Annotated in this window: 21 protein-coding genes and 1 tRNA gene; 7 read left to right on the plus strand and 15 right to left on the minus strand. The window is 71.3% G+C overall.

Going from position 1 to position 24,245, the window contains the following annotated elements:
• Window positions 1-6: 6 nt before the first annotated feature.
• Window positions 7-2,319, plus strand: a complete 2,313-nt coding sequence (locus ACFVTC_RS23330) for a M28 family peptidase (RefSeq protein WP_390130165.1) — start codon at window positions 7-9, stop codon at window positions 2,317-2,319.
• 69 nt (window positions 2,320-2,388) lie between these two features.
• On the opposite strand, the gene ACFVTC_RS23335 is transcribed toward ACFVTC_RS23330, so the two are convergent.
• From ACFVTC_RS23335 to ACFVTC_RS23360, 6 genes are all read right to left on the minus strand, one after another.
• Window positions 2,389-3,969 (minus strand): aldehyde dehydrogenase family protein, encoded by a 1,581-nt coding sequence (locus ACFVTC_RS23335; protein ID WP_390129948.1) that lies wholly within the window; start codon window positions 3,967-3,969, stop codon window positions 2,389-2,391.
• 179 nt (window positions 3,970-4,148) lie between these two features.
• Window positions 4,149-4,697, minus strand: coding sequence for an RNA 2'-phosphotransferase (locus ACFVTC_RS23340; RefSeq protein ID WP_390129950.1), 549 nt, complete (start codon window positions 4,695-4,697; stop codon window positions 4,149-4,151).
• Between the two features lie 146 nt (window positions 4,698-4,843).
• The gene (locus ACFVTC_RS23345; RefSeq protein ID WP_390129951.1) at window positions 4,844-5,788 is read right to left on the minus strand and encodes a MerR family transcriptional regulator; all 945 of its coding nucleotides are present in this window, start codon (window positions 5,786-5,788) and stop codon (window positions 4,844-4,846) included.
• Window positions 5,789-5,818: 30 nt separating this feature from the next.
• Entirely contained in the window at window positions 5,819-6,721 is a 903-nt protein-coding gene (locus ACFVTC_RS23350; RefSeq protein WP_390129953.1) for a metal-dependent hydrolase, read from the minus strand.
• Window positions 6,718-8,478, minus strand: coding sequence for an SDR family oxidoreductase (locus ACFVTC_RS23355; protein WP_390129955.1), 1,761 nt, complete (start codon window positions 8,476-8,478; stop codon window positions 6,718-6,720). The genes ACFVTC_RS23350 and ACFVTC_RS23355 overlap by 4 nt, the downstream gene beginning before the upstream one ends.
• Window positions 8,475-9,317, minus strand: coding sequence for a M24 family metallopeptidase (locus ACFVTC_RS23360; RefSeq protein WP_390129957.1), 843 nt, complete (start codon window positions 9,315-9,317; stop codon window positions 8,475-8,477). The genes ACFVTC_RS23355 and ACFVTC_RS23360 overlap by 4 nt, the downstream gene beginning before the upstream one ends.
• A gap of 258 nt (window positions 9,318-9,575) precedes the next feature.
• Between ACFVTC_RS23360 and ACFVTC_RS23365 the strand changes: the two genes are divergently transcribed.
• The 6 genes from ACFVTC_RS23365 to ACFVTC_RS23390 all read left to right on the plus strand — a co-directional run bounded on the left by ACFVTC_RS23365 (window position 9,576) and on the right by ACFVTC_RS23390 (window position 13,917).
• Window positions 9,576-10,550: an ABC transporter ATP-binding protein gene (locus tag ACFVTC_RS23365; RefSeq protein WP_390130167.1), complete on the plus strand. Its 975-nt coding sequence runs from the start codon at window positions 9,576-9,578 to the stop codon at window positions 10,548-10,550.
• Window positions 10,540-11,445, plus strand: coding sequence for an ABC transporter permease (locus ACFVTC_RS23370; RefSeq protein ID WP_168528978.1), 906 nt, complete (start codon window positions 10,540-10,542; stop codon window positions 11,443-11,445). Before ACFVTC_RS23365 ends, ACFVTC_RS23370 begins: the two co-directional genes overlap by 11 nt.
• Entirely contained in the window at window positions 11,442-12,353 is a 912-nt protein-coding gene (locus ACFVTC_RS23375; RefSeq protein ID WP_168528977.1) for an ABC transporter ATP-binding protein, read from the plus strand. Before ACFVTC_RS23370 ends, ACFVTC_RS23375 begins: the two co-directional genes overlap by 4 nt.
• A gap of 10 nt (window positions 12,354-12,363) precedes the next feature.
• Complete coding sequence (locus tag ACFVTC_RS23380; protein WP_390129960.1) at window positions 12,364-13,083, plus strand: ABC transporter permease; 720 nt, start codon at window positions 12,364-12,366, stop codon at window positions 13,081-13,083.
• Between the two features lie 103 nt (window positions 13,084-13,186).
• Complete coding sequence (locus ACFVTC_RS23385; RefSeq protein WP_390129962.1) at window positions 13,187-13,450, plus strand: hypothetical protein; 264 nt, start codon at window positions 13,187-13,189, stop codon at window positions 13,448-13,450.
• 379 nt (window positions 13,451-13,829) lie between these two features.
• Window positions 13,830-13,917: transfer RNA gene (locus ACFVTC_RS23390), tRNA-Ser, on the plus strand.
• Window positions 13,918-14,002: 85 nt separating this feature from the next.
• Here ACFVTC_RS23390 and ACFVTC_RS23395 read toward each other — a convergent pair.
• The 9 genes from ACFVTC_RS23395 to ACFVTC_RS23435 all read right to left on the minus strand — a co-directional run bounded on the left by ACFVTC_RS23395 (window position 14,003) and on the right by ACFVTC_RS23435 (window position 24,127).
• Window positions 14,003-14,836: an HAD family hydrolase gene (locus ACFVTC_RS23395; RefSeq protein ID WP_390129964.1), complete on the minus strand. Its 834-nt coding sequence runs from the start codon at window positions 14,834-14,836 to the stop codon at window positions 14,003-14,005.
• Window positions 14,833-16,110: a serine--tRNA ligase gene (serS, locus tag ACFVTC_RS23400; protein WP_390129966.1), complete on the minus strand. Its 1,278-nt coding sequence runs from the start codon at window positions 16,108-16,110 to the stop codon at window positions 14,833-14,835. The genes ACFVTC_RS23395 and serS overlap by 4 nt, the downstream gene beginning before the upstream one ends.
• A gap of 573 nt (window positions 16,111-16,683) precedes the next feature.
• On the minus strand, window positions 16,684-17,616 hold the full coding sequence (gene pheA / locus ACFVTC_RS23405; RefSeq protein ID WP_390129968.1) for a prephenate dehydratase: 933 nt from the start codon (window positions 17,614-17,616) through the stop codon (window positions 16,684-16,686).
• A 68-nt stretch (window positions 17,617-17,684) separates the two neighbouring features.
• A complete protein-coding gene (gene efeB / locus ACFVTC_RS23410) occupies window positions 17,685-18,998 on the minus strand; it encodes an iron uptake transporter deferrochelatase/peroxidase subunit (protein WP_390129970.1) in 1,314 nt (437 codons plus the stop codon).
• An 8-nt stretch (window positions 18,999-19,006) separates the two neighbouring features.
• On the minus strand, window positions 19,007-21,127 hold the full coding sequence (locus ACFVTC_RS23415; protein ID WP_390129972.1) for a copper resistance CopC/CopD family protein: 2,121 nt from the start codon (window positions 21,125-21,127) through the stop codon (window positions 19,007-19,009).
• 13 nt (window positions 21,128-21,140) lie between these two features.
• Complete coding sequence (locus tag ACFVTC_RS23420) at window positions 21,141-21,611, minus strand: copper chaperone PCu(A)C (protein WP_390129974.1); 471 nt, start codon at window positions 21,609-21,611, stop codon at window positions 21,141-21,143.
• Entirely contained in the window at window positions 21,608-22,261 is a 654-nt protein-coding gene (locus tag ACFVTC_RS23425) for an SCO family protein (protein WP_390129976.1), read from the minus strand. The genes ACFVTC_RS23420 and ACFVTC_RS23425 overlap by 4 nt, the downstream gene beginning before the upstream one ends.
• Before the next feature lie 106 nt (window positions 22,262-22,367).
• Window positions 22,368-23,102, minus strand: a complete 735-nt coding sequence (locus tag ACFVTC_RS23430) for a YcnI family protein (RefSeq protein WP_390129978.1) — start codon at window positions 23,100-23,102, stop codon at window positions 22,368-22,370.
• A 146-nt stretch (window positions 23,103-23,248) separates the two neighbouring features.
• On the minus strand, window positions 23,249-24,127 hold the full coding sequence (locus tag ACFVTC_RS23435) for a hypothetical protein (RefSeq protein ID WP_390129980.1): 879 nt from the start codon (window positions 24,125-24,127) through the stop codon (window positions 23,249-23,251).
• Between the last annotated feature and the right edge of the window lie 118 nt (window positions 24,128-24,245).

The raw sequence follows: 24,245 nt of genomic DNA on the forward strand, positions 1-24,245 counted from the left end.
GTGAGCATGCTGAAGTCCCGGCCGCGTGCGGTGAACGCGCCGTCGTCCGTACCGCGTGCGGTGGGCGCGGGGCCCTCCAGGCCCGACACCAGGCGGTTCGTCCGCACCTGGGGGGTCCTGGTCCTGCTCCTGGCCCTGTCCTTCTCGCTGGCGTACTGGGCGACCCGCCCGTCCCCCGACCGGGAGGCCGGCCGGGGGGCGCTGGCCACCGCCCGGCAGCTGGAGGGCTTCGGCACGCACGTCGCCGCGAGCCCCCAGCTCGCCGGCGCGCTGGACCTCGTCTCCCGCGACCTGAAGGCGATTCCGGGCCTGGAGGTGGAACGCCAGCGCGCCTCGGGCTCGTACCGCTTCCACGACCGCGCCGTCGACTACGGCGTCGAGAACGTGATCGCCCGCCAGCGGGGCGACACCGACGACGCCCTGCTGGTCAACGTCCACGTCGACTCGGCGATGGAAGGGCCCGGCGCCGCCGACGACGGCATCAACGTCGGCGCGGTGCTCCAGGCCGCTCGGCAACTGGCCGGACAGGATCACCACCGCACGGTCATCTACCTGTTCAACGGCGGCGAGGAGGTCGGCCTCACCGGGGCGGACGCGTTCACCAGGCACCCGTGGGCGTCGCACGTCCGCTGGTTCCTCAACCTGGAGGCCGTCGGGTCGGGCGGACTGCCGATCCTGTTCCAGGCCGGCAAGGACGACGGCGGGCTGGTCGACCTGGCGGGCGACACCGCGCGGCCCTACGGCTCGGTCCTGGGCCAGTGGCTGTTCCAGGCGGGCCTCATCAACTCCGACACCGACAGCCGGGTGTGGCGCGCCCGGGGCTGGTCGGGCCTCGACTACGCCCTCTTCGAGGACGGCTACCGGTACCACACGCCGGACGACCGGGTCGCCGGGATCGGCTCCGGTTCGGCGCAGGCGGTCACCGACCTGACCGTCCGGTTCGCCTCCGACGTGACCGGGTCCGCCGACCTGAGCGACCGGAAGCCCGCCCCCTACTACTTCGACGTGCTCTCGCGGTGGTGGGTGACCCTCGACCCGCTGCTCACGAAGGCCGGCATGCTCGCCCTGCTGCTGGCCCTGGCCGGGCTGACCTGGCGTGCCTGCCGGGTCTGGGACATCCGGCCCGGCGGGGTGGCCGCCACCGCGGGTGCCGCCCTGCTGGGCCTCCCGGCGGCCGTGCTCACGGGCGTCGTGGTGGGCGTGGCCCAGTCCTTGGCGGGCCCGCACGCCTGGTTCGCGCACCCGTGGCTGGTCTACCTGGTGACGCTGCCCCTCATCGTTCTCGGCGCGCTGGCCCCCCAACTGCTGCTGGAGCGCAGGCGCCGTCGCCGTACCCCGGACGGCGGCCGGCGGCCGGGGGCCCGCGCCGCCCTGCTGGGCAACACCTGGGCGGTCGTCGTCCTCGGCGCGCTCACCGCCTGGTGCGGTGTCGGACTCGGCTACCTGCTGTGGATCGCCTCCGCCCTGCTGGTCGTGTCGATCGGCGGATTCCTGCTGCTGCCCGGCCGCTGGCGGGCGGTGCCGCTGCTGGTGGGCACGTTCGTGCTGTTCGTGCTGATCGCCCAGTTCGCCCGGAACCTGTTCGAGCTGGCGGTGCCGATGATGGGCCGGCTGCCGACCGCCGTCCCCATGGACGCGGCCGTCGCCGTGGCCTGTGCCCTGGTCGGGGTCCCGCTGGCGCTGATTCTCGCGCCGTTCGCCGTGCACGCCGGCCGGCCGCCGCGCCGCTCCGGCCTCGTCCTGGCGGCGTTCACCGCCTGCGGGCTGCTGGTCGTCGGCCTCATCTCGCCGTACGACAGCGCGCACCCCAAGCTGGTGAGCCTCTTCCAGGAGCAGACCGACGGACAGGGCGCGCGGATCGTGCTGGAGGGCCGCGACTACCTCACCCCGCAGAAGCTGGGCATCGTCGGCCAGGTCGCACACGACACCGGGCTGCGGGTCCGCGACGGCGGGCTCGCCGCGCGCAAGGTGTCCGTGCCGGAGGGGACCGTCTCCTTCGACACCGCCGGTCCGACCGCCCCCGTCCGGATCGCCATCGGCGCGAACCGTGCGGAGCTGGTCAGGGTCACGGTGACCGGCCCCGGCCTCTCCGTCGGCGGCCGGCCCTTCGAGGGCGGCGAGGCGGTGGTCGACGTCGTCGGCCGCTTCGACGGCCACACGGTGACCGTCGAACGCTCGGGTCCCGTCAAGATCCAGGTCGACCAGGTGTTCCTGCGGACCGGGAAGGACGCCGACCGGGCCCTGGCGGCCCTGCCGGACTGGACGATGGGCCACGCGAGGACGGTCGTCCAGCGCACCTGGGCGGACCACCGGTCCTGAACGGGTCGGGTGCCGCTGTGGCGCCGACGGAGGTGGTCACGATCACCGCCGTCGGCGCCGAAGGCATTCTCAGGCCTCGTCGGTCCAAGCGGCCGGCAGTCGGTAGTCCAGGTCGGACTCGACGGTCGTCACGTCCATCTGCGCCTTCTGCAGGGTGCCGGAGAAGTCCCAGTTCACCGACTGCCACCGGGTGAACTGGTCGAGGACCCAGACACCGGACTGGCGACTTCCGTTCCCGGACTTGCCGTTCCCTCCGAACGGGAGGTGGGCCTCGGCACCGGAGGTGGAGTTGTTCACGCTGATCATCCCGGCGCCGATCCCCTGCCGGAAGCGGAACGCGGTGGCCGGGTCACGGGTCCAGACCGCGGCGGAGAGTCCGTAGCCCGGAGCGTTGGCGAGCTCGATCGCCTCGTCGAGCGTCCGGTAGGTCGTGACCCCGACGAGGGGACCGAACGTCTCCTCCAGGAAGATCTTGTCCGTGGGGCGGACACCGTCCACCAGCACCGGGTGGTAGTACAGGCCGTCCGACGGGTCACCGACGAACCCCGCCCTGGGCGACTCGGCCGTGATTCTGCCGACGGCGCTCGAACCGAGCACCGTGTGGTGGGCGTCGATCCAGCTCAGCGCGGTCTCGTAGGAGTGCGCGAACTTCTCGTCCAGCAGCGGGCCGTAGACGACGGCGGAGGACGCGGGGTCACCCACCGGTGCGTCCCGCACCGCCTCAGCGAACCGGCGCAGGAACTCGTCGTGCACCTCTTCGTGCGCGATGACGGTGCCCAGCGAGGTGCAGCGCTGCCCCGCCGTGCCGTACCCGGAGAACAGCGCGGCCTCCACGGCCAGGTCCAGATCCGCGTCGGGCGCGATGACCATCGGGTTCTTGCCGCCCAGTTCGAGGCACGGGGTCTGCAGGTGACGGCCGCACAGCTCACCGATCCGCCGGCCGACCAGGGTCGAGCCCGTGAACCCGACCTTGTCCACCAGGCCGTCCTCCAGCGCGGTGCCCAGCCCCTCGAACGTCGTCTCGCCGTCGGCGTAGACCAGGTTGAGGACTCCGGCCGGCACACCCGCCCGCCAGGCGAGTTCGGCCAGGGCGCGCGCGGTCGCCGCGGCGTACTCGGCGGGCTTCCACACGACCGCGTTGCCGCACAGCAGGGCCGGGGCCAGGTACCAGGCCGGAACCGCCACCGGGAAGTTCCCCGCGGTCACGATGACCGCCACCCCGACGGGCATCCGGTAGGTGAACAGCTGCTTGTCGGGCATCTCGGACGGAACTGTCTGCCCGTACAGGCGCCGGCCCTCGCCGAGGAAGAAGTCACAGGTGTCGATGATCTCCTGGACCTCGCCCAGGGCCTCGGCGTACGGCTTGCCCACCTCGCGGGTGACCAGTCGGGCGAGGCTCTCCTTGTTCGCCTCCACGAGTCGGCCGAACGCCCCCACCACTTGTCCGCGCACCGGGGCGGGTACCCGCGCCCACTCGCGCTGTGCCCGCCGGGCCGTCGCACAGGCGTCCCGCAGCTGTCCCGCGTCGGCCAGCCCGACCTCGGCGACCATGTCGCTCAGCCGCGCCGGGTTGCGGGAGGCGTAGGTGACACCGCTTCCGGGGACCTCCTTGCCGTCGATCACCGAGTTCAGCGCAGTCGGACCCGTCACCTGGACTTCCTCTCACCATGTCGAATGCGGCCGTGAGTATAGCCGTGGAGGTGCGGGCGGCCGGTGTGCCGTGGGGCCGGGCGCGTGCCGGGCGGACGAGAGCGGACCGAGGTCGCGTGGCCGGCCGGAGGGGGTGGTGGTGACCGCCGTCGTGCGATCACTCCGGGGGCGGTCCCCTCTCAGTGCGGGCCGGGGAACCGCAGATACGCCGGGGGTACGGCCTCGGTGAGCCACACCCCGTTCGCGCTGACCCGGAAGACATGGCCGTCGCGGTGCATGGCGCCGGCGTCCACGCCGAGCACGACCGGGCGGCCGCGGCGGGCGCCGACCCGGGTGGCGGTCTCCCGGTCCGGCGACAGGTGGACGTCGTGCCGGTTCATGGGCCGCAGGCCCTCGGCGCGGATCGCGTCCAGGCTGCGCGCCACCGTCCCGTGGTAGAGGTGCGACGGCGGGGTCGCGACGGGCAGCCCCAGGTCGACCTCGACGGAGTGGCCCTGGCTGGCGCGGATGCGGGTGCCCTCCACGGCGAAGCGCCGTTTGTCGTTCGTGGCCACCACGTGGTCGAGCTCCGCGCGGCTGAAGCGGAATCCGTGCGACGCGGCCGCCGTGATCAGCGTGTCGATCTCGACCCAGCCCCCCTCGCCGAGCGTGAGCCCGATCCGCTCGGGCTGATGCCGCAGATGCTTCGAGAGGTACTTCGACACCTTCACGGTGCGTCTTTCATCCATTCCTACCTTCATCTCTTCATTCATCCGACCAGGGTGCCTGGCGAGACACTGATCACGCATTTGATTTTGGTTCGGAGGTTTGATCCACAGCCAAGTGTGGTTATCCACAGGGGAATTGACGAATCTGTGGACAACTGAGCGTCCGTTTACGGTGTTTCGTCAACCATGCCACTTGCGACGTGATTTGCGGCGAGTTGGTCCAAAGTCCTTGCCCGAAGCTCCCGTTCGGCCGCCGCCGTGACGAAGGCCGCGACCTGTTCCGTCCCGACCAAGCGCTCCACGGCCCGCGTTGTGGCGGCCGGCAACTCCACGGGGCGCGTCTCCTCGCGCTGCTCCAGGGGATGCTCCGGGTCGAAGTGTTCACGCAGTCGCCGGGTGGCGAACAGGCGCATGGCACGGGCCAGTTCGGCGTCCACGGTCTGCTGCGCGAGCGGCCGCAGCCGACGTACGAGCGAGGCCGCCTCGGCCGTCCCGGCGTCGGTCGGCGGGTGCTCACCCAGATAGCGCGCGAAGACGTGCTCGGTCGTGAACTCCAGGAAACGCGCAGCGATGTGCTCGACCTTGACCCTCAACTCCCGCAGATGGCCGGAGATCGCGGACAGCGGAACTCCCGCCGCGTACAACTCGACCGCCACGGACAGCTCCTGGGGACTCGGCACGAGGAACGAGTCCGCGCTGCCGGGCACCCGCTCCAGCACACCCAGCTCCACGGCGTCCGCCACCGCCGCGTCGTCCGGCCTGCCCCCGAAACGCTCGTCCAGCTCGGCCCGGGAGATCCGTACCGCCCGCTCGTCGGTCCACGGCCCGTCGACCTCCGCGACCAGCCCGAGGATGCCGCCCAGACCCCGGCCCGTGTCCCACGCCTCCAGGAGCTCCTTGATGGACGCCAGGGTGTAGCCGCGGTCCAGGAGGTCGGCGATCTGCCGCAGCCTGGCCAGATGCGCGTCCGCGTACACGTTGGCGCGGCCCCGCCGCTCGGGGCGGGGGAGCAGTCCGCGGTCCTGGTAGGCACGGATCGTCCGGACCGTGGCGCCGCTGTGGTGCGCCAGGTCCTCGATGCGGTACACGGCACCGACCGGCTCGTCGCTCACCGCTCCCTGCCTTCCCGGCCTCCCGGGCCGTCACGAGGCGGCCGCGCGCCCGATCGCCCCCGCCGCCGCCCGCGCCGCGGGCGACTGCGCCAGATACTCGGCGGCCCTGCGCAGCGAGCCCTCCTGCGAGGGATGGTACGACCGCCGCAGATAGCGCGGTACGGCCGCGCCGAGCTCCTTCCAGGAGGGCAACAGACCTTTGCGCACGGCCCTGTTGTGGGCCGCGAGCGAATACCGCGCCCGCCCCGCGAGCTGTGGGTCGTGACGTACGAGATAGGCGGCGCCCCATGCCCAGAGGTAGAGCATCATCGGCGCGGTGACCGCCATGCCCGCGATCCGGCGGGCATATCGGGGCAGGCCCTCGCCGCCGCAGTGCTGGTACATGTCGAAGGCGACCGCGCGGTGCTCGACCTCCTCCGCGCCGTGCCAGCGCAGCAGGTCGAGCATGACCTCGTCGGACCCGGCGCGGTCCAGGCCCTCGGCGGCCAGCACCCAGTCACCGAGCACCGCCGTGAACTGCTCGATCGCGGCGACCACCGACAGCCGCAAGCGCAGCCACTCCCGGCCGGGCAGCGGCACGCCCAGGGGCGGGCGCTCACCGAGCACCTTCTCGAAGAGGAAGTCGACGTGCCGGGTGAAGTCCCCCGTGGCGAGATGCTGGGCCGCCAGATGGTCGAGCACGTAGGCGTGCTGCACGCTGTGCGTCGCCTCCTGCCCCATGAACCCCTTCACGTCCCGCAGGAGTTCGGGGTCCCCGATCAGCGGCAGCCCCTCCTTGAGGACCTTCACGAACCACCGCTCCCCGGCCGGCAGCAGCAGGTGCAGCACGTTGATGACGTGGGTGGCGGTCGGCTCGTCCGGTATCCAGTGCAGCGGGGTCCGCTCCCAGTCGAAGGAGAGCCGGCGCGGGGTGATCGTGTGCCGCCCGCTCACAGCGGCGGCTCCATTCGCGCGACCGCGCGCAGCGCCCTCGGAGTGAACCGGGCCATCAGGCGGGCGCCGCGCGCCTCCGGGGTGACGGGAACGACCGCCTGGTTGCGGACCACCGCGCGCAGGATCGCGTCGGCCACCTTCTCCGGCGGATAGTTGCGCAGTCCGTAGAGCCGCGCCGCCCTCTTCCGCCGGCGCTTCTCCTCGGTGGCGTCGACCCCCGCGAAGTGCGCGGTCGAGGTGATGTTCGTGTTGACGAAGCCGGGGCAGATCGCGGACACCCCGATGCCCTGGCCGGCCAGCTCCGCGCGCAGGCACTCGCTGAGCATCAGGACGGCCGCCTTGGAGGTGCTGTAGGCGGGCAGCGCCTTCGAGGGCTGGTACGCCGCCGCCGACGCGGTGTTGACGATGTGACCGCCCTGGCCACGCTCGGCCATCTGCCTCCCGAAGAGCCGGCAACCGTGGATGACGCCCCACAGGTTGGCGTCGAGGACCTTCTTCCAGTCCTCCGGGGTCGTGTCGAAGAAGGATCCCGACAGTCCGATCCCCGCGTTGTTCACCAGCACGTCCACCACGCCGTACTCGCCGGCGACCTTCTCGGCGAGCTTCTCCATGGCCTGCTCGTCCGAGACGTCGACCGTCTCGGCCCAGGCGTCCGGGGAGCCGATCAGCCGGGACATCTCGGCCGTGCGCGCGGCGCCCTCGGCGTCCCGGTCGACGGCCACCACACGCGCGCCGGCCTCGGCGAACGCGAACGCGGTGGCCCGGCCGATGCCGCTGCCCGCGCCGGTGACCAGCACCAGCTGCCCGCCGAAGCGCTCCGCGTACCTGCCGGTGGCCACGGTGTCCCGCACGGGCACCCCGTCCTCGTTGGTGTGCACGAACTCCGTGATCCAGGCGGCCACCTGATCGGGCCGGGTCCGCGGAATCCAGTGCTTGGCCGGGAGTGTGCGGCGCACCAGCTCCGGGGCCCACCGCTCCAGCTCGTCGTAGAGCCTCTCGGAGAGGAACGCGTCCCCCAGCGGCGTGATGAGCTGGACGGGCACATGCGCGTAGGCGTCCGGGCGCGGGTGGCTCAGCCGGGCCCGGACGTTGTCGCGGTACAGCCAGGCGCCGTGCGCCGCGTCCGCGGGCAGTGACGGGGTCGGGTAGTCGCCCGGGGGCACCCGCTCGATCCGCCGCAGGATCTCCGGCCACCGCCTGCCGAGAGGACCGCGCCAGGCGAGCTCGGGCAGCACCGGGGTGTGCAGCAGGTACACGTACCAGGACTTCGCGCCCTGGCCGAGGAGCTGGCCCACCCTGCGCGGAGTGGGGCGCCTGACCCGCTGCTCGATCCAGTGCCCGAAGTGGTCCAGGGACGGCCCCGACATCGAGGTGAAGGAGGCGATCCGACCCTCCGTGCGCGCGACCGTGACGAACTCCCAGGACTGCACCGAACCCCAGTCGTGCCCCACCAGGTGCACCGGGCGGTCCGGGCTGACCGCGTCCACGACCGCCAGGAAGTCGTCCGTCAGCTTCTCCAGCGTGAACCCGCCCCGCAGCGGCCGCGGGGCCGTCGACGCGCCGTGTCCGCGGACGTCGTACAGCACGACGTGAAAGCGCTCGGCGAGGCGCGACGCGACCTCGGACCACACCTCCTTCGAGTCCGGATAGCCGTGCACGAGCACCACCGTGGGCTGTGCCGGGTCACCCAGCTCGGCGACGCACAGCTCGATCCCGCCCGTCCGCACCCGGCGCTCGCGCGCCCCGTCGAGACTCACTTCTCCTCCGCCCAGCGCCGCACGTGCGGCAGATCGTCGTCCAGCCAGAAGGCGCTCTGCTCCGGATCCCTGGAGTCGGTGACGACCAGGATCTCCTCGAACTTCGCACCCGTGCCCCGGAAACCGAGGTGCGGTTCGACCGCCCACAGCCCCGGTCGGGGCGGATGGTCGGAGAACCGGTACGGCGACCACAGCGGCGACCAGCCGTCGCGGTGTCCGTGGAGCGCGTCGCCCGCGAGCCCCTTCAGGGACTGCGCGCCGAATCCGAACAGCCGGGGCGACCAGGAGCGCTCCCTCACCCGGTCGACCTTGTGCGCGATCACCCCGAACGGGTACGCGCGGTGCCGGTTCGCGTATCCCTGGCGGACCATGAGCCGGTCCACGTCCTGGTAGATCTCGCGCAGCGGTCTGCGCTCGCGGACCTCGCGCAGGATCAGCTCGCGGTGCGCCTCCAGGTCGGCGAGCAGCCTGTCCTGCAGGGGGTTGAGACCCAGTGAGCCGGAGTATCCGATGTCTGCCGTGAAACCCCCGTGGACCGGGGCCAGATCGAGGATGAACGGCATCCCCGGCTCCAGACGCCGCCCGGTGGGGAAGAACTGCAGCGGGACGCGGAAGCCCACGAACGCCGTACGGTCCCCGAACCAGGCGAAGGGCAGATGGAACCAGTCACGCACCCCGCGCTCGCGCAGCCAGTCGCGCTGCATGCGCGCCGCCTCGCGCTCGGTCACGCCCGGTCTCAGCTGCGCGGCGACCGCTTCCGCGCAGTCGTAAGCGAGGCGCTGGACCTCCCGGAACCCCCGCAGCTCCGCCGAGAGCCCGCCCGCCACTGCCGTCGTCATGCCACCGTCCCACCTTGTCCCCGTCGACTGCGGTACGTGCCCGTAACTTGACACTGGTGAATGTGACAGTTGTTAGAGGCCGGGTCAATAGGACCGTCTGACGCCTGTGGACGACCGGCCCGATGTGGACAACACACCCATCGGTTGTTCGACCTCAGGGGGACCCCTACGGGCTCGTACGACCCGAGACGGACGCCGATACAGCTCCACGGGTTGACGACCCCTGTGGTGTGCGCCACTACCTTCGACAACGTGACTGTGATCGCGACCGAAAGCCTGAGCAAGCGGTACCCACGGGTGACCGCTCTTGACCGGCTCTCCGTGGACGTCGGACCCGGTGTGACCGGACTCGTCGGAGCCAACGGAGCCGGCAAGTCCACACTGATCAAGATCCTCCTGGGTCTCTCCCCCGCCACCGAGGGCAGCGCCCGGGTGCTCGGCCTGGACGTCGCCACCGAGGGCGGCGCCATCCGTGAGCGGGTCGGGTACATGCCGGAGCACGACTGCCTGCCTCCCGACGTCTCGGCCACCGAGTTCGTCGTGCACATGGCGCGCATGTCCGGTCTCCCGCCCGCCGCCGCACGCGAACGCACCGCGGACACCCTGCGCCACGTCGGCCTCTACGAGGAGCGCTACCGCCCCATCGGTGGCTACTCGACGGGCATGAAGCAGCGCGTCAAGCTCGCGCAGGCCCTCGTCCACGACCCCCAGCTGGTGTTCCTCGACGAGCCGACCAACGGCCTCGACCCGGTCGGCCGCGACGAGATGCTCGGCCTGATCCGCCGTATCCACACCGACTTCGGGATCTCGGTCCTGGTCACCTCCCATCTGCTGGGCGAACTGGAGCGGACCTGCGACCACGTCGTGGTCGTCGACGGCGGCAAACTGCTGCGGTCCAGCTCCACCACGGACTTCACCCAGAACACGACGACCCTCGCCATCGAGGTCACCGACACCGACGAGCACCCGGACGGCACCCGCGCGGTGCGCGACGTGCTCCAGGCGCGCGGGGTGGAGACGCACGACGGCAGCGGGCTGCCCGGCGCGGGACACGTCCTGCTGCTGACCGCCGAGGGGGAGGACACCTACGACCTCGTCCGCGACGTCGTCGCCGACCTCGGCCTCGGCCTGGTCCGCATGGAGCAGCGCAGGCACCACATCGCCGAGGTCTTCAAGGACAGCGGCACGCAGAGCGACGAGCAGCGGAAGGAGGCGGTCGGCCATGGCGGTTGAGCAGCCCCTCGCCCAGAACGGCGAGCAGACCCGGATCCACAACATCGGCTACCGCCACTACGACGGCCCCCGCCTGGGCCGCGCGTACGCCCGCCGCTCCCTGTACTCGCAGTCGCTGCGCGGCTCCTACGGACTCGGTCGCTCGGTCAAGTCCAAGGTGCTGCCGATGCTGCTCTTCGTGGTGATGTGCGTGCCCGCGCTCATCATGGTGGCGGTCGCGGTCGCCACCAAGGCGAAGGACCTGCCCGTCGACTACACCCGCTACGCGATCATCATGCAGGCCGTCATCGGCCTGTACGTCGCCTCCCAGGGACCGCAGTCCGTCTCGCGCGACCTGCGCTTCAAGACCGTACCGCTGTACTTCTCGCGTCCCATCGAGACCGTCGACTACGTACGCGCCAAGTACGCGGCGCTCGCATCGGCGCTGTTCGTGCTCACCGCCGCGCCGCTGATCGTGCTCTACGTAGGGGCACTGCTGGCGAAGCTCGACTTCGCCGACCAGTCCAAGGGCTTCGGACAGGGACTGGTCTCGGTCGCACTGCTCTCGGTGCTCTTCGCCGGCATCGGCCTGGTGATCTCGGCGATCACCCCGCGCCGCGGCTTCGGCATCGCGGCCGTCATCGCCGCCCTGACCATCTCCTACGGGGCGGTCTCCACCGTCCAGGCGATCGCCTTCAACCAGTCCAGCACGGGAGCGGTCCCGTGGCTCGGTCTCTTCTCGCCGATCACCCTCATCGACGGTGTGCAGACGGCCTTCCTCGGCGCCACCTCCGCCTTCCCCGGCGGGGAGGGCCCCTCGGCCGGTCAGGGTGTCGTCTACCTCGTCGTCGTCCTGGGCCTCATCGCCGGCTGCTACGGCCTCCTGATGCGCCGCTACCGAAAGGTCGGGCTGTGACCACGCTCAACATCGACCACGTCTCCCGCTGGTTCGGCAACGTGGTGGCGGTCAACGACATCACGATGACGATCGGCCCCGGCGTCACCGGCCTGCTCGGCCCGAACGGCGCCGGGAAGTCCACCCTCATCAACATGATGGGCGGCTTCCTCGCCCCCTCCACGGGCACCGTCACCCTCGACGGCCGACAGGTCTGGCGCAACGAGGAGATCTACAAGCACATCGGCATCGTCCCCGAACGCGAGGCGATGTACGACTTCCTCACCGGACGCGAGTTCGTCGTCGCCAACGCCGAACTCCACGGGCTCGGCGCGAAGGCCGCCCAACGGGCCCTCGCGACCGTCGAGATGGAGTACGCGCAGGACCGCAAGATCTCGACGTACTCCAAGGGCATGCGGCAGCGCGTGAAGATGGCCTCCGCCCTCGTCCACGAACCGTCCCTGCTGCTGCTCGACGAGCCCTTCAACGGCATGGACCCGCGCCAGCGCATGCAGCTCATGGACCTGCTGCGCCGCATGGGGGACGAGGGCCGCACGGTGCTGTTCTCGTCCCACATCCTCGAAGAGGTCGAGCAGCTCGCCGCCCACATCGAGGTGATCGTCGCCGGCCGGCACGCGGCGAGCGGCGACTTCCGGCGCATCCGACGGCTGATGACCGACCGCCCGCACCGCTACCTCGTCCGCTCCAGCGACGACCGGACGCTGGCCGCCGCGCTGATCGCCGACCCGTCGACATCGGGCATCGAGGTGGACCTGGCCGAGGGCGCGCTCCGCGTCCAGGCGGTCGACTTCGGCCGGTTCACCACCCTGCTGCCGCGCGTCGCACGCGAACACGGCATCCGACTGCTCACGGTCTCGCCGTCCGACGAGTCCCTCGAGTCCGTCTTCTCGTATCTCGTCGCGGCGTAGGAGGCCCACCATGTACGACCCCACAGTCGCCCGACTCACCTACCGGGGCCTGCTCGGCCGCCGTCGGGCCCTCATCCTCTGCGTGCTGCCCGCCCTGCTCATCGTGATCTCGGTGGCCGTACGCGGCTTCTCCGGAGCCGACGACCAGGTGGCATCGGACCTGCTGGGCGGGTTCGGGCTCGCCACCATGGTCCCGATCATCGGGGTCATCGCGGGAACGGGCGCGATCGGGCCCGAGATCGACGACGGCTCGGTGGTGTATCTGCTGGCCAAGCCCCTCAAGCGGTCGACGATCATCTTCACCAAGCTGATCGTCGCGGTCGCCGTCACGATGGCGTTCTCGGCGGTGCCGACCTTCATCGCCGGCATGATCCTGAACGGCAACGGCCAGCAGATCGCCGTCGCCTACACCGTGGCCGCGCTGGTCGCCTCGATCGCGTACGCGGCGCTGTTCCTGCTGCTGGGAACGGTGACCCGGCACGCGGTCGTCTTCGGCCTCGTCTACGCGCTGGTCTGGGAGGCCCTCTTCGGGTCGCTGGTGTCCGGCGCGCGCACGCTCAGCGTCCAGCAGTGGGCGCTCGCGGTGGCCCACAAGGTCACCGGCGGGGACCTCGTCACCTCGGACGTCGGACTGACCACGGCGACGGTGCTGCTGGCCGCCGTCACCGTCCTCGCCACCTGGTACGCCGGACAGCGGCTGCGGTCGCTGACGCTGGCCGGCGAGGAGTGAGCCGGGGCTCCACGCGTGCGTGGAGCCCCGTTTTCTTGACATCCGCTTCACATCTGTCCGGGCACACTGGGCAGCAGGGGACGCGCGGCCAGGAGGAACGGGGATGACGGAACCGCAGGGTGAGGGAGAGCGGGGCGAAGGACAGCGGAGTGAGGGACAGCGGGGGGCCGGGGACCTCTGGGACGACGTCGTACTCGACGAGGACTTCATACGGTCCGCGGAGACGGCCGAGCCCTCCGCCCGCTCCCGTATGCTCGCCGCCCGCTGGCGCGAGGGGGGACCGGATCCGCAGCCCTGGCGCTCCGACGAGCCGCCCGCGGGGTGGTTCTTCAGCAAGGCCCGCCGTCGCAGGTGGCGCCGCAAGTAGCCACGGCTTCCGGTCACGGCTTCCGGCCGCGGCCTTCGGCCCCCGCCGGCCGCGGCCTTCGGCCCCCGCCGCCCGCGGCCTTCGGCCCCCGCCGCCCGCGGCCTTCGGCCCCCGCCACCCTCGGCCGCCGCACGGTCTTAATCAGTGGCGCCCAAAGCGGCGTACGGGCACAGTGGTTGTGTCCACGCCGCCGCACCCGGCCGGCGCCGCATTCTGGGAGAGGAGCGCGACGATGTTCATCAGGAGCAGTTCGTCGAGCTCCCGACAGGGCAGCCCGCGGCGGGTTCCGGAGTAGTCACCTCTCCGTCGAACCCGCTCCGCACGGGGGGCTGCCCGGGGCGGCCGCTTCGAGCGCGCATCTCGCGCGGGCCGCCCACCCGGAGGATTGGCCGAGTGGAAAGGCACCGGCTTGCTAAGCCGTGGTCGGGGCTGGAAACCCCGCGCGCGTTCGATCCGCGCATCCTCCGCGAGACACCGTGACCGGGCTTGTGCACCGCGGGCCCTGTTGGCCGGGCCCGACGATCAGGGCCCGACGATCCCGGCCAACACGCCCTAGCCCAGCAACCGTTCGAGCACCACCGCGATGCCGTCCTCGTCGTTCGAGGACGTCACCTCGTCGGCGACCGCCTTGAGTTCCTCGTGGGCGCCCGCCATCGCCACCCCGCGCGCTGCCCAGGCGAACATCGGGATGTCGTTGGGCATGTCGCCGAAGGCGATGGTGTCCGCGGCCCGCGCGCCCAGGCGCCGGGCGGCCAGGGACAGCCCCGTGGCCTTGGAGAGGCCGAGGGGGAGGAGCTCCACGATGCCCGCGCCCGCCATCGTGACGCCGACCAGACCACCGGCGACCTGCGCGGCCACCGCGGCGAGCGCGTCGTCGGAGAGCGTCGGGTGCTGGACGTACACCTTGTTCAGCGGCGCCGACCAGAGGTCCGCCACGTCCTTGATCGGTACCACCGGGAGCGGGCCGTCCTGCGTCCGGTAGCCGGGGCCGACCAGCACCTCGCCGTCGAGCCCGTCACGACTCGCCGCGAGCAGCAGGGGGCCGACCTCCGCCTCGATCTTGGCGAGCGCCAGACCGGCCAGCTGCCGGTCCAGCGTCACCGAGGTCAGCAGCCGGTGCTCCCCCGCGTGGTAGACCTGTGCCCCCTGACCGCACACCGCGAGCCCCTCGTAGCCGAGGTCGTCGAGGATGTGCCGGGTCCAGGGCACGGCGCGCCCGGTGACGACGATGTGGGCCGCGCCCGCCGCGGTGGCCGCGGCGAGCGCCTCACGCGTCCGCGCCGAGACCGTCCCGTCGGAGCGCAGCAGCGTCCCGTCGAGGTCGGTCGCGACGAGCTGGTAGGGGAACGGCCCGGCGGACCCGGTCGATCCGGTGGTGCCGGTCACTTGGAGATCGGCTCCAGGACCTCACGGCCGCCCAGGTAGGGGCGCAGCACCTCGGGTACCCGCACGGAGCCGTCGGACAGCTGGTGGTTCTCCAGGATCGCCACGATCGTGCGCGGTACGGCGCACAGGGTGCCGTTCAGCGTGGCGAGCGGCTGCACCTTCTTGCCGTCGCGCATACGGACGGACAGCCGGCGGGCCTGGAAGCCGTCGCAGTTCGAGGCCGAGGTCAGCTCGCGGTACTTGCCCTGGGTCGGGATCCACGCCTCGCAGTCGAACTTGCGGGAGGCGGAGGAGCCGAGGTCGCCCGAGGCCACGTCGATCACCTGGAAGGGCAGTTCGAGGCTGGTCAGCCACTGCTTCTCCCACTCCAGGAGCCGCTGGTGCTCGTTCTCCGCGTCCTCGGGGGCCACGTAGGAGAACATCTCGACCTTGTCGAACTGGTGCACGCGGAAGATGCCGCGGGTGTCCTTGCCGTAGGTGCCGGCCTCGCGGCGGAAGCACGGCGAGAAGCCCGCGTAGCGCATGGGCAGTTGGTCCGCGTCGAGGATCTCGTCCATGTGGTACGCCGCGAGCGGGACCTCGGAGGTGCCGACCAGGTAGTAGTCGTCCTTCTCCAGGTGGTACACGTTCTCCGCGGCCTGGCCGAGGAAGCCGGTGCCCTCCATGGCGCGCGGACGGACCAGCGCCGGGGTCAGCATCGGGACGAAGCCGGCCTCGGTGGCCTGCGCGATCGCCGCGTTGACGAGAGCGAGCTCCAGGAGGGCGCCGACGCCCGTCAGGTAGTAGAAGCGGGAGCCGGACACCTTGGCGCCCCGCTCCACGTCGATGGCGCCGAGCGCCTCGCCGAGCTCCAGGTGGTCCTTGGGCTCGAAGCCCTCGGCGCCGAAGTCGCGGATCGTGCCGTGCGTCTCGAGGACGACGAAGTCCTCCTCGCCGCCGACCGGGACGTCCGGGTGGACCAGGTTGCCGAGCTGGAGGAGGAGCCGCTTGGTCTCCTCGTCCGTCTCGTGCTGCTCGGCGTCGGCGGCCTTGACCGCGGCGGCGAGTTCACCGGCCTTCTTCAGCAGCTCGGCCTTCTCGTCGCCGGAGGCCTTGGGGATCAGCTTGCCGAGCGCCTTCTGCTCGGAACGGAGTTCGTCGAAGCGGACGCCGGACGACCTGCGCCGCTCGTCGGCGGAGAGGAGGGAGTCGACGAGCGCGACGTCCTCTCCACGGGCGCGCTGCGACGCACGCACACGGTCGGGGTCCTCACGGAGCAGGCGAAGGTCAATCACCCCACAAGGCTACCGGTGCGCGCTTCCGGCCATCGACCCGATATTCCAGTCCGTTACGTGTGTCACGTTATGAGTGAAATGACGGACCGAATCCCTTGATCATCCATTGCCGTCAATAAAAGGGACTCCACTCCCTGAAACGGGGCAGACGGCGGCGCGCCGGTTGACCGGACTCCCTTGCGGGGGCTGGGATTTGAGAAAGGGTTGTCCACAGGCAACCCTCCTTCGCAAAGTTATCCACAGGCTGTGTGGAAGATCTGTGGACTGCGGAGGTGATCGTTCCGAAAGCCGCATGCCGGGCAGGGAATTCCCGGGTCAAACCACCTCTGCACCCACGTTCGAGTGGAAATGCTTCGCCCCAAAGGATTGATCAAGGGAAAAGAGTGGACGAGGGGTGACGTGGGGGTCTGTGGACGAAGTGAGGGCCTGTAGGCCGATTTGTCGACGATGTAGTGCTTCGTTGTCGACTTGTCCCCAGGTCGAGAAGCGCACCTGTGGATAACATCTGTGGATGACGAAAATCTGCAGGTAGGACCGGCCAGGAAGGACCGTGCCGGCGGCCTGGCGAGCGGCTCAGAACCGGCCGTCCTGGCAACGCGCCAGCCAGTCCGACGCGGCGGAGAACTCACCGTCCGACGTGCCCGCCCGGGGCGCGCGCACATCCTTGGGGTCGACTTCCGCACGCGGGTACGAACCGAGGAAACGGACCTCCGGGCAGACCCGCTTGAGCCCCATGAGCGCCTCGCCCACCCGGCGGTCCGAGATGTGCCCCTCGGCGTCGATGGCGAAGCAGTAATTGCCGATGCCCTCCCCGGTCGGCCGGGACTGCAGCAGCATCAGGTTGACCCCGCGCACCGCGAACTCCTGGAGCAGTTCGAGGAGCGCACCCGGATGGTCGTCGTGCTGCCAGATGACCACCGACGTCTTGTCCGCTCCGGTCGGCGCCGCGGGCCGGGCCGGCCGGCCCACCAGCACGAAGCGCGTCTGCGCGTTCTCCGCGTCGTGGATCTCGGTCTCCAGCGCTTCGAGGCCGTATTTGGCCGCCGCGAACTCACCCGCGAAGGCGGCGTCGTAACGGCCCTCCTGCACGAGACGCGCGCCGTCCGCGTTCGAGGCCGCGGACTCCCAGAGGACGTCCGGCAGGTTGTTCCTCAGCCAGTTGCGCACCTGCGGCTGCGCGGCGGGGTGCGCGGTCACCGTCTTGATCTCCGACAGCTTGGTGCCGGGCCTGACCAGCAGGGCGAAGGTGATCGACAGCAGCACCTCGCGGTAGATCATCAGCGGCCTGCCCGCGACCAGCTCGTCGAGGGTCGTGGTGATGCCGCCCTCCACCGAGTTCTCGATCGGGACGAAGGCGGCCTCCGCCTCGCCGTTGCGCACCGCGTCCAGCGCGGCGGGGACCGACACCATCGGGACGAGCTCGCGGGTGGCGGTCTCCGGGAGAGTGCGCAGGGCGACTTCGGTGAAGGTGCCTTCAGGACCGAGATACGCATAGCTGGCTGGCATGACCTCACCCTAATGGGCCTTGTGCGAACCGGCTCGCGGCTGCGGAAACAGCACCCGAAGGAGGCCCCTCAGCCCTCCAGCAGCCGCTGCCCCACGTACTGCCCGGGTGCCGCCCCGCCCGGCACCGCGAACAGTCCGCTCGCCTCGTGGCGGATGAACGCGGACAGGGCGTCGCCCCGGTCGAGCTTGCGCTGCACCGGGACGAAGCCGCGCAGCGGATCGGCCTGCCAGCAGACGAACAGCAGGCCCGCGTCGGGCACACCCTCCGGGTCGACACCGTCGTGGAAGGAGAACGGGCGGCGCAGCAGCGCGGCGCCACCGTTCTGGTCGGGCCGGGTGATGCGGGCGTGCGCGTTGATCGGGACGACCAGGTCACCGGCGGCGTCGGTCTTGTCGAGGTCCATCGCGGTGGTCTCGGTGCCCCCGGACAGCGGCGCGCCGGTCGCCTTCTTCCGTCCGATGACGTTCTCCTGGGCCGCGACGGAGAGCTTCTCCCAGTCGTCGAGGAGCATGCGGATCCGGCGTACGACGGCGTACGAGCCGTCGGCCATCCAGGCCGGATCGCCGGAGGCGGGCACGAAGACGCGCCGGCCGAAGTCGGGCTCGGACGGTTTCGGATTGCGCGTGCCGTCGATCTGGCCCATCAGATTGCGGGCCGTCATGGGTCGGGAAGTGGCTCCGGGTGAGCGGTTGAAGCCGTTCATCTGCCAGCGCACCCGGGCCGCGCCGCCCGCGTCCTTCTGGACCGCGCGCAGGGCGTGGAAGGCGACCAGGGCGTCGTCCGAACCGATCTGCACCCACAGGTCGCCGTTGCTGCGTGACCTGTCCAGGTGGTCGGAGGAGAAGTCGGGCAGCGGGTCGAGGGCGACCGGACGCTGCTTCTCCAGACCCGTGCGCGCGAAGAAGCTGTGGCCGAAGCCGAAGGTGACCGTCAGGGACGACGGCCCGGCGTCACGGGCGACATCCGTGTCGTCGTGCGCCGCCGCCTCGCCCGCCATCAGCAGCCGGGCCGTCGTCGACCAGCGTCGCAACAGCGCGGCGGCCTCCTTGCGGCCCGCGCCGGGAACCAGGTCGAAGGCGACGAGATGGCCGCGGGCCTGTAGCGGCGTGGTGATGCCGGGCTGATGTTTCCCGTGAAACATCACCGTGCCCGCGCCCAGCGAGCTCAGGGGCGCGGACCGGTCGGCCGCGGGCGCCACCGCGTACCCGGCGGCACCGCCCGCCGCGCCCAGCGCGAGACCGCCGGCACCGGCGGTGCCGAGCAGCCGGCGCCGGGAGAAGGCCCCCTTTCCTCCTTGGAGAGGGGGCTGAGGGGATTCCCCGGCGGTGTCCCGCCGAGCGGGAGTGCCCTCCGCGGCAGAGGCTTTGGACTGGTCAGCCATGGTGTGGTTCAGCCGATCTTCGCGTTCTTGTTCACGGTCGCCTGGTCGATGTCCGAGGTGCGCACGGTCACCGCGATCTTCCAGTCGCCCGCCATGGGGATCTGCACACCGATCGCCGACCAGTGGCCGGTGGCGATGCGATCGGGGGTCACGGGCAGCGGGCCGATCTTCTGCGCCTCCAGGGTGAAGGCGACCTTGACCTCGGGGACGTCGAAGGCCTTGCCGTTCGGCCGGACCACGAAGACGTGCATCTCGTTGCCGCCGACGCGGGCCGGGTCGAGGGTGACCTCCACGGTGCCCTTGCCGTCCTCGCCGCCGGTGTCGAACGGGAGCTTCAGGGAAAGCGACCCGGACCGCTGGGAGGCGGCCGCGGTGGCTCCCCTGGCCTCCTCCTCCGTACGGCCCGGCTCGGTGGACGTCAGCACGGTCGTCACCGCCAGCAGCACGATCGCGACGCCCGCCTCGGCGAGCACCGAGCGGCGCAGACCCGTACGGACCGGGTCGGCGTCGCGGACGCGCTTCTCCCGTGTGGTGGCCACGGCGGCCCGCTGCCGGGCCAGTTGTGCGGCACGGCGCGCGTCCCCGGAGCCGGCGGCCACCGTGGCGGGCTCCTTCTCCGCGGTGCGCTGCTCCACCAGCCGGGCCACCACGGCCGGTGCCTCGGACAGCTGGGCCGTCCAGCGGCGCGAGATCCAGGCGATGCCGACGAGTACCGCCACCAGGGCGACCTTGACGAGCAGCAGCTGTCCGTACGAGGTGCCGGTGAGCGCCGACCAGGATCCGACCTGGCGCCACGACTGGTAGATGCCGGTCGCGGCCAGCACGGTCACCCCGCCGAACGCGACACGGGAGAAGCGGCGTACGGCCGCCGCCTCGATCGGTTCCCCGGCGGGCGCCCGGAACAGGGCCACGAGCAGCGTCGACAGCCCGCCCAGCCAGACGGCGACCGCCAGCAGGTGCAGGACGTCGACGGGCATCGCGAGTCCCGCCTGGATGCCGGTCGAGGCGTGCTCGGCCATCGCCCAGCTCGCGGCCAGGCCCGCCGCGACGACGGTGCCGCCGATCGCGAGCCCGAAGGTGAGGTCCTTCCTATCGGCCCCCGCGAGATCCCTGGTGCCGCCCGCGCCCACCGAACGGCCCGCACCATCGGCACGATCGCAGGCGCCGGTGTCGGTGCCTGCGCCGTCGTCCGCGCTGCCGGCGCCCGATACCCCGGCCTCGTAGACCGTGTCACCCGTGGCGTCCTGGGCCGCGTCTTCGTCGCTGCGCGCGTCGATGCCTTCGACCTCTTCGTCCCGCCGCGCGTACGCGCCGAAGAGCACCGCGATGAACAGCGCCGCCGCGGCGAGCAGCAGCAGCCGGGAGACCAGCGCCGCGCCCGACTTCGTCTGCAGCACTTCGGCGAGCAGCGACAGGTCGAAGATGTCGCCGATCCTGCCGGAGCCGACGTAGGAGCCGCGCAGGAGCAGCAGCGCGAGCGTGGCACCGGTCAGCGCGAGCCATCCGGAGACCACGAGCCGCTGGACCGCGCGGACCCCGGCGCCCCGCTGCCAGCAGGCGAGCACGAAGGCCGCGCCGCCGACCAGAAGGATGAAACCGGCGTACGAGACATAACGTCCGATGCCGTAGAGCGTTCCGACGACTCCGCCGCCGACCGCCGTGTCGGACAGGGCCACGGAGGTCTGCGAGGGCGCGCCGATGGAGAAGGTGAACGCGCCCGACACGGGATGGCTGTCGGCCGAGACCACCTGGTAGGTGACGGTGAACGTCCCGTCGGGCAGTCCCGCGTGCAGCTTCACGCCGTACGTGGTGCCGCCCGTCTCGAACGGCTTGCCGGTGTCGACGCGCTTGCCCTTGGGGTCGAGCACGCGCACGGCGCCGTCGGACATCGCCACCTTCTCGGAGAAGGTGAGCGAGACCTGGTCGGGTGCCTGTGTGACCACCGCTCCCTGCTGCGGGTTGCTCCCGGTCAGCGCGGCGTGCGCGGAGACGGGGGCGGCGCCGGCGAGGACCGCGCCGGTGACGGCGAGGAACAGCAGCAGCAGTGTCCGTATGCGGAAAGCGGCGGTGGTGGCGCCACGGACCGAGCCACGGACGGCGGCGCGGCGGGGAACGGTGGTCTGCGTCACGGTGATCCCTCCCTCAGTGCCCGGTCGTCGGGTTGTATGTCGCGGACTTCACCGGCATGGAGACCTTCACCGTGCCGGTCCTGGCGAAGTGGAGCGTCAGCGACACCTTCTCGCCCTCGCGGGGTCTGTGGGTGAGCTTTTCGAACATGAGGTGGTTGCCGCCGCTCGCGAAGGCGAGTGTGCCGTCCGCGGGTATGGCGAACGACTTCTCCTCCTCCATCGCGCCGCCCTTGGTGGAGTGCAGCGTGACGTCGTCGGAGAGGTCGCTGGTGACCGAGGTGAGCGTGTCGGTGCCGCCGGAGTTGGTGACGGTGAAGAACCCGGCCGCCATGGTGTCCGTCACGGGGGCGGGCATGTAGACCCCGCTGACCTTCAGTTCGGGCTTGGCGGACGCGGAGGACGCGGAGTCGTCCGAGCCGCAGCCCGCCAGTGTCAGCGCCAGTGCCGCGGCCGTGACCGCCGCGGCTGCGATGGAGCGCCTCACGGGTTCTCCCCCTTGATCAGCTTGGGGAGGTCCTTGGTGTAGTCGTCGACGGTGGCCGCCTCGCTGTACAGCACATAGCCCGCGTCGGTCTTCGGCGAGAACGCGATGACCTGGGTGCCGTGCACGGAGACGAGCTTGCCGTTCTTGTCCTTCGTGGTCGGCTCGATGGTGATGCCGAGGGTCCGGGCGCCGGCCTGGACGGTGGCGAAGTCGCCGGTCAGGCCGATGAAGGCGGGGTCGATTCCCTTGAGCCACTTGCCGAGCGCGGCGGGGGTGTCGCGTCCCGGGTCGGTGGTGACGAACACGACGCGGAGCTTGTCCCGCTCGGCCTCGGGCAGCTGCTTCTTGGCGACGGCGAGGTTGCTCATCGTCGTGGGGCAGACGTCGGGGCAGTGGGTGTAGCCGAAGTAGACCAGCGTCGGGCGACCCTTGGTCTCCGCGAGCAGGTCGTACTTCTTGCCGTGCGTGTCGGTGAGGACGAGATCAGGCTTCTCGAACGGCTGGTCGAGGACCGTCGCGGCCCGTTCCGATCCGGCCTCGGCGGACACGTCGGCGATCGGCTTGCCGCCGTCGTCACCGCTGCCGCAGGCGGAAAGGGCCAGTGCGGCGGCGGCGAACAGGGCGGCGGTGGCATACGTCTTCTTGCGCATAGAAAAATGTCCCAGATGTGAGGGCTCCGGTGTGCACCGGGGTCGTACGCCGCCGTTGACGGGGGCGTACGACCTGCCGGTGCACGACGGAGGGGTGCTGTGGGCCTCAGGCGTCGACGCGCCGGCGGCCGGCCAGAACGCCGTACGCCACGCCCGCCGCACCGACGACGATGCCCACGATGCCCAGGACACGGGCCGTGGTGTCCGTGTCGGATGAGGAGGAGGCGGCGGCGGAGGTGTCCTTGGCGGCCGGGGTGGAGGTGTCGGAGGCGTCCTCGGCGGCGGAACCGTGGTGGCCGTCCGCGGACGCGGCGGAGAGCGCGAGGACCGGAGCCGGGTTCTCGGGCTCCTCCGCGCCCTCCTTCTGCGGCTCGATCCAGCGCACGACCTCCTTGTTGTCGTACGTCTGGATCGCCTTGAAGACCAACTCGTCGGCGTCCTCGGGCAGCTGGCCGATGGAGAGCGGGAACTTCTGGAAGAAGCCCGGCTCGATGCCCTTGCCGGTGGCGGTCCAGGTCACCTTGGAGACGGCCTCGGAGATCTGCTCGCCGTGCAGGGTGAGCGGCTTGGCCAGCTTGCTCTTGGTGACCTTCACGGACCAGCCGTCGAGAGGCTGCGGCATGACGGACGCGAGCGGGTGGTCGGTGGGGAGGTTCACCTCCACCTTGGTGGTCGCCGAGTCGTCACGTTCGTTGGGGACCTTGAAGTCGACGACGGCGTACGCGCCCTTGGCGGCCGTGCCTTCCGGCTGGACGCTGACGTGCGCGAAGGCGGGGACGGACAGGGCGAGAACGGCCGAGGCGGCGACGCCACCGGCGGCGGCGATACGGGAAGCCTTCATGGAAGAGGACACTCCACTTTCAGTCCGATGAGGAAGGGGGTGTGCGTGCCGACGGCCGCGGAGCGGCACCCCGTGCGAGGCGTCGTCGGGCACGCGCGCGTGCCGCACGGCGCGGCCCCTTCGTGATCGTGAAGCGGTGCGTCGTGTCAGGCAGCGAGGACGAGAGCGCTGGAGCGTGGCGGTCCGCGCCGGACGACGGAGTGCTGAAGGGCGATGGCGCGCGGCTTGCGCGCGGCGCGCGGCGCGGTGCGCGGAGTGCGCGGTGCCGCGCCCGAAGTCCCGGGGAGTCCCGCGCGCAGAGCGCGTACGAGCGCGAGCGCGGCGCGCAACGACCGTACGAGCGCGCCTTCCGCGACCCCGTGCGCGGACAGCCGCATGAGCCGCAGCAGCGCCAGGTCACCGTGGCGCAGCACCCATCCGGCGGCGACGGCCGCGAGGACATGGCCGAGCAGCATGGGAAGCGAGGGCAGCAACCCCATCGAGGAGCCCGCGGCGGACGACACGGCGTCCGCGGGGTGATGCGCGTACATCGAGGGCATCGACGACATCGACGACATGGGCATGGACTGCGTCATGCCCGTGTCGAGCCGCGCGTCGGCCAGGATTTTCTGGGCCTGTGCGGGGCTGATCGCCGCCGCGGCCGTGCCGCACACGATGTGGGCGGCTCGCTGGACGAGCGACGCGTCGGCCATCGTCATGGAGCCGGAGCCGGAGCCGGAGCCGGAGCCGGAGCCCGTTGCCATGGAACCGGACACGCCGAGTCCGAAGAGTGTGTGCAGCGCGGTCTGCCCCACGGCGAGAACCGCCGCGATGCCCGGCAGCGCCCGCTCGCGTCCCGCGAGCGGGGCGGCGACGGCGAAGACGGCGAGGAAGCCCGCGCCCAGGGTCCACAGCGGGACGGTCGTACAGGAGGCGATTCCATGACCGGCCGCGGCCAGCACGACGCAGACCGCGGCGAACACCGCGGCCCGCAGAATCCGGAGCTCTTGTCCGGAGCGCGCCCTGCGTGAGTGGGGGGCAGTCATGGCGGCCCCATCATCGCACTGGCCACCCCCGCGCCCCACGGCAGGTCCGCAACGTGACGTGGCGCGAGGTGCCGCATGGAATGTGGCCATATGGGCGAAATCGTCCGCACATACACCC

This window comes from Streptomyces sp. NPDC057950 (assembly GCF_042887295.1).
Classification (GTDB): Bacteria; Actinomycetota; Actinomycetes; order Streptomycetales; family Streptomycetaceae; genus Streptomyces; species Streptomyces kaempferi.

Excerpts from the sequence above, each read along its gene's own strand:
- ACFVTC_RS23330 (WP_390130165.1), top strand. The coding sequence starts at position 7 with ATGCTGAAGTCCCGGCCGCGTGCGGTGAACGCGCCGTCGTCCGTACCG.
- ACFVTC_RS23340 (WP_390129950.1), bottom strand. The coding sequence starts at position 4,697 with ATGGATGAAAGACGCACCGTGAAGGTGTCGAAGTACCTCTCGAAGCAT.
- ACFVTC_RS23360 (WP_390129957.1), bottom strand. The coding sequence starts at position 9,317 with ATGACGACGGCAGTGGCGGGCGGGCTCTCGGCGGAGCTGCGGGGGTTC.
- ACFVTC_RS23370 (WP_168528978.1), top strand. The coding sequence starts at position 10,540 with ATGGCGGTTGAGCAGCCCCTCGCCCAGAACGGCGAGCAGACCCGGATC.
- ACFVTC_RS23380 (WP_390129960.1), top strand. The coding sequence starts at position 12,364 with ATGTACGACCCCACAGTCGCCCGACTCACCTACCGGGGCCTGCTCGGC.
- ACFVTC_RS23385 (WP_390129962.1), top strand. The coding sequence starts at position 13,187 with ATGACGGAACCGCAGGGTGAGGGAGAGCGGGGCGAAGGACAGCGGAGT.
- pheA (WP_390129968.1), bottom strand. The coding sequence starts at position 17,616 with ATGCCAGCCAGCTATGCGTATCTCGGTCCTGAAGGCACCTTCACCGAA.
- efeB (WP_390129970.1), bottom strand. The coding sequence starts at position 18,998 with ATGGCTGACCAGTCCAAAGCCTCTGCCGCGGAGGGCACTCCCGCTCGG.
- ACFVTC_RS23425 (WP_390129976.1), bottom strand. The coding sequence starts at position 22,261 with ATGCGCAAGAAGACGTATGCCACCGCCGCCCTGTTCGCCGCCGCCGCA.
- ACFVTC_RS23430 (WP_390129978.1), bottom strand. The coding sequence starts at position 23,102 with ATGAAGGCTTCCCGTATCGCCGCCGCCGGTGGCGTCGCCGCCTCGGCC.
- ACFVTC_RS23435 (WP_390129980.1), bottom strand. The coding sequence starts at position 24,127 with ATGACTGCCCCCCACTCACGCAGGGCGCGCTCCGGACAAGAGCTCCGG.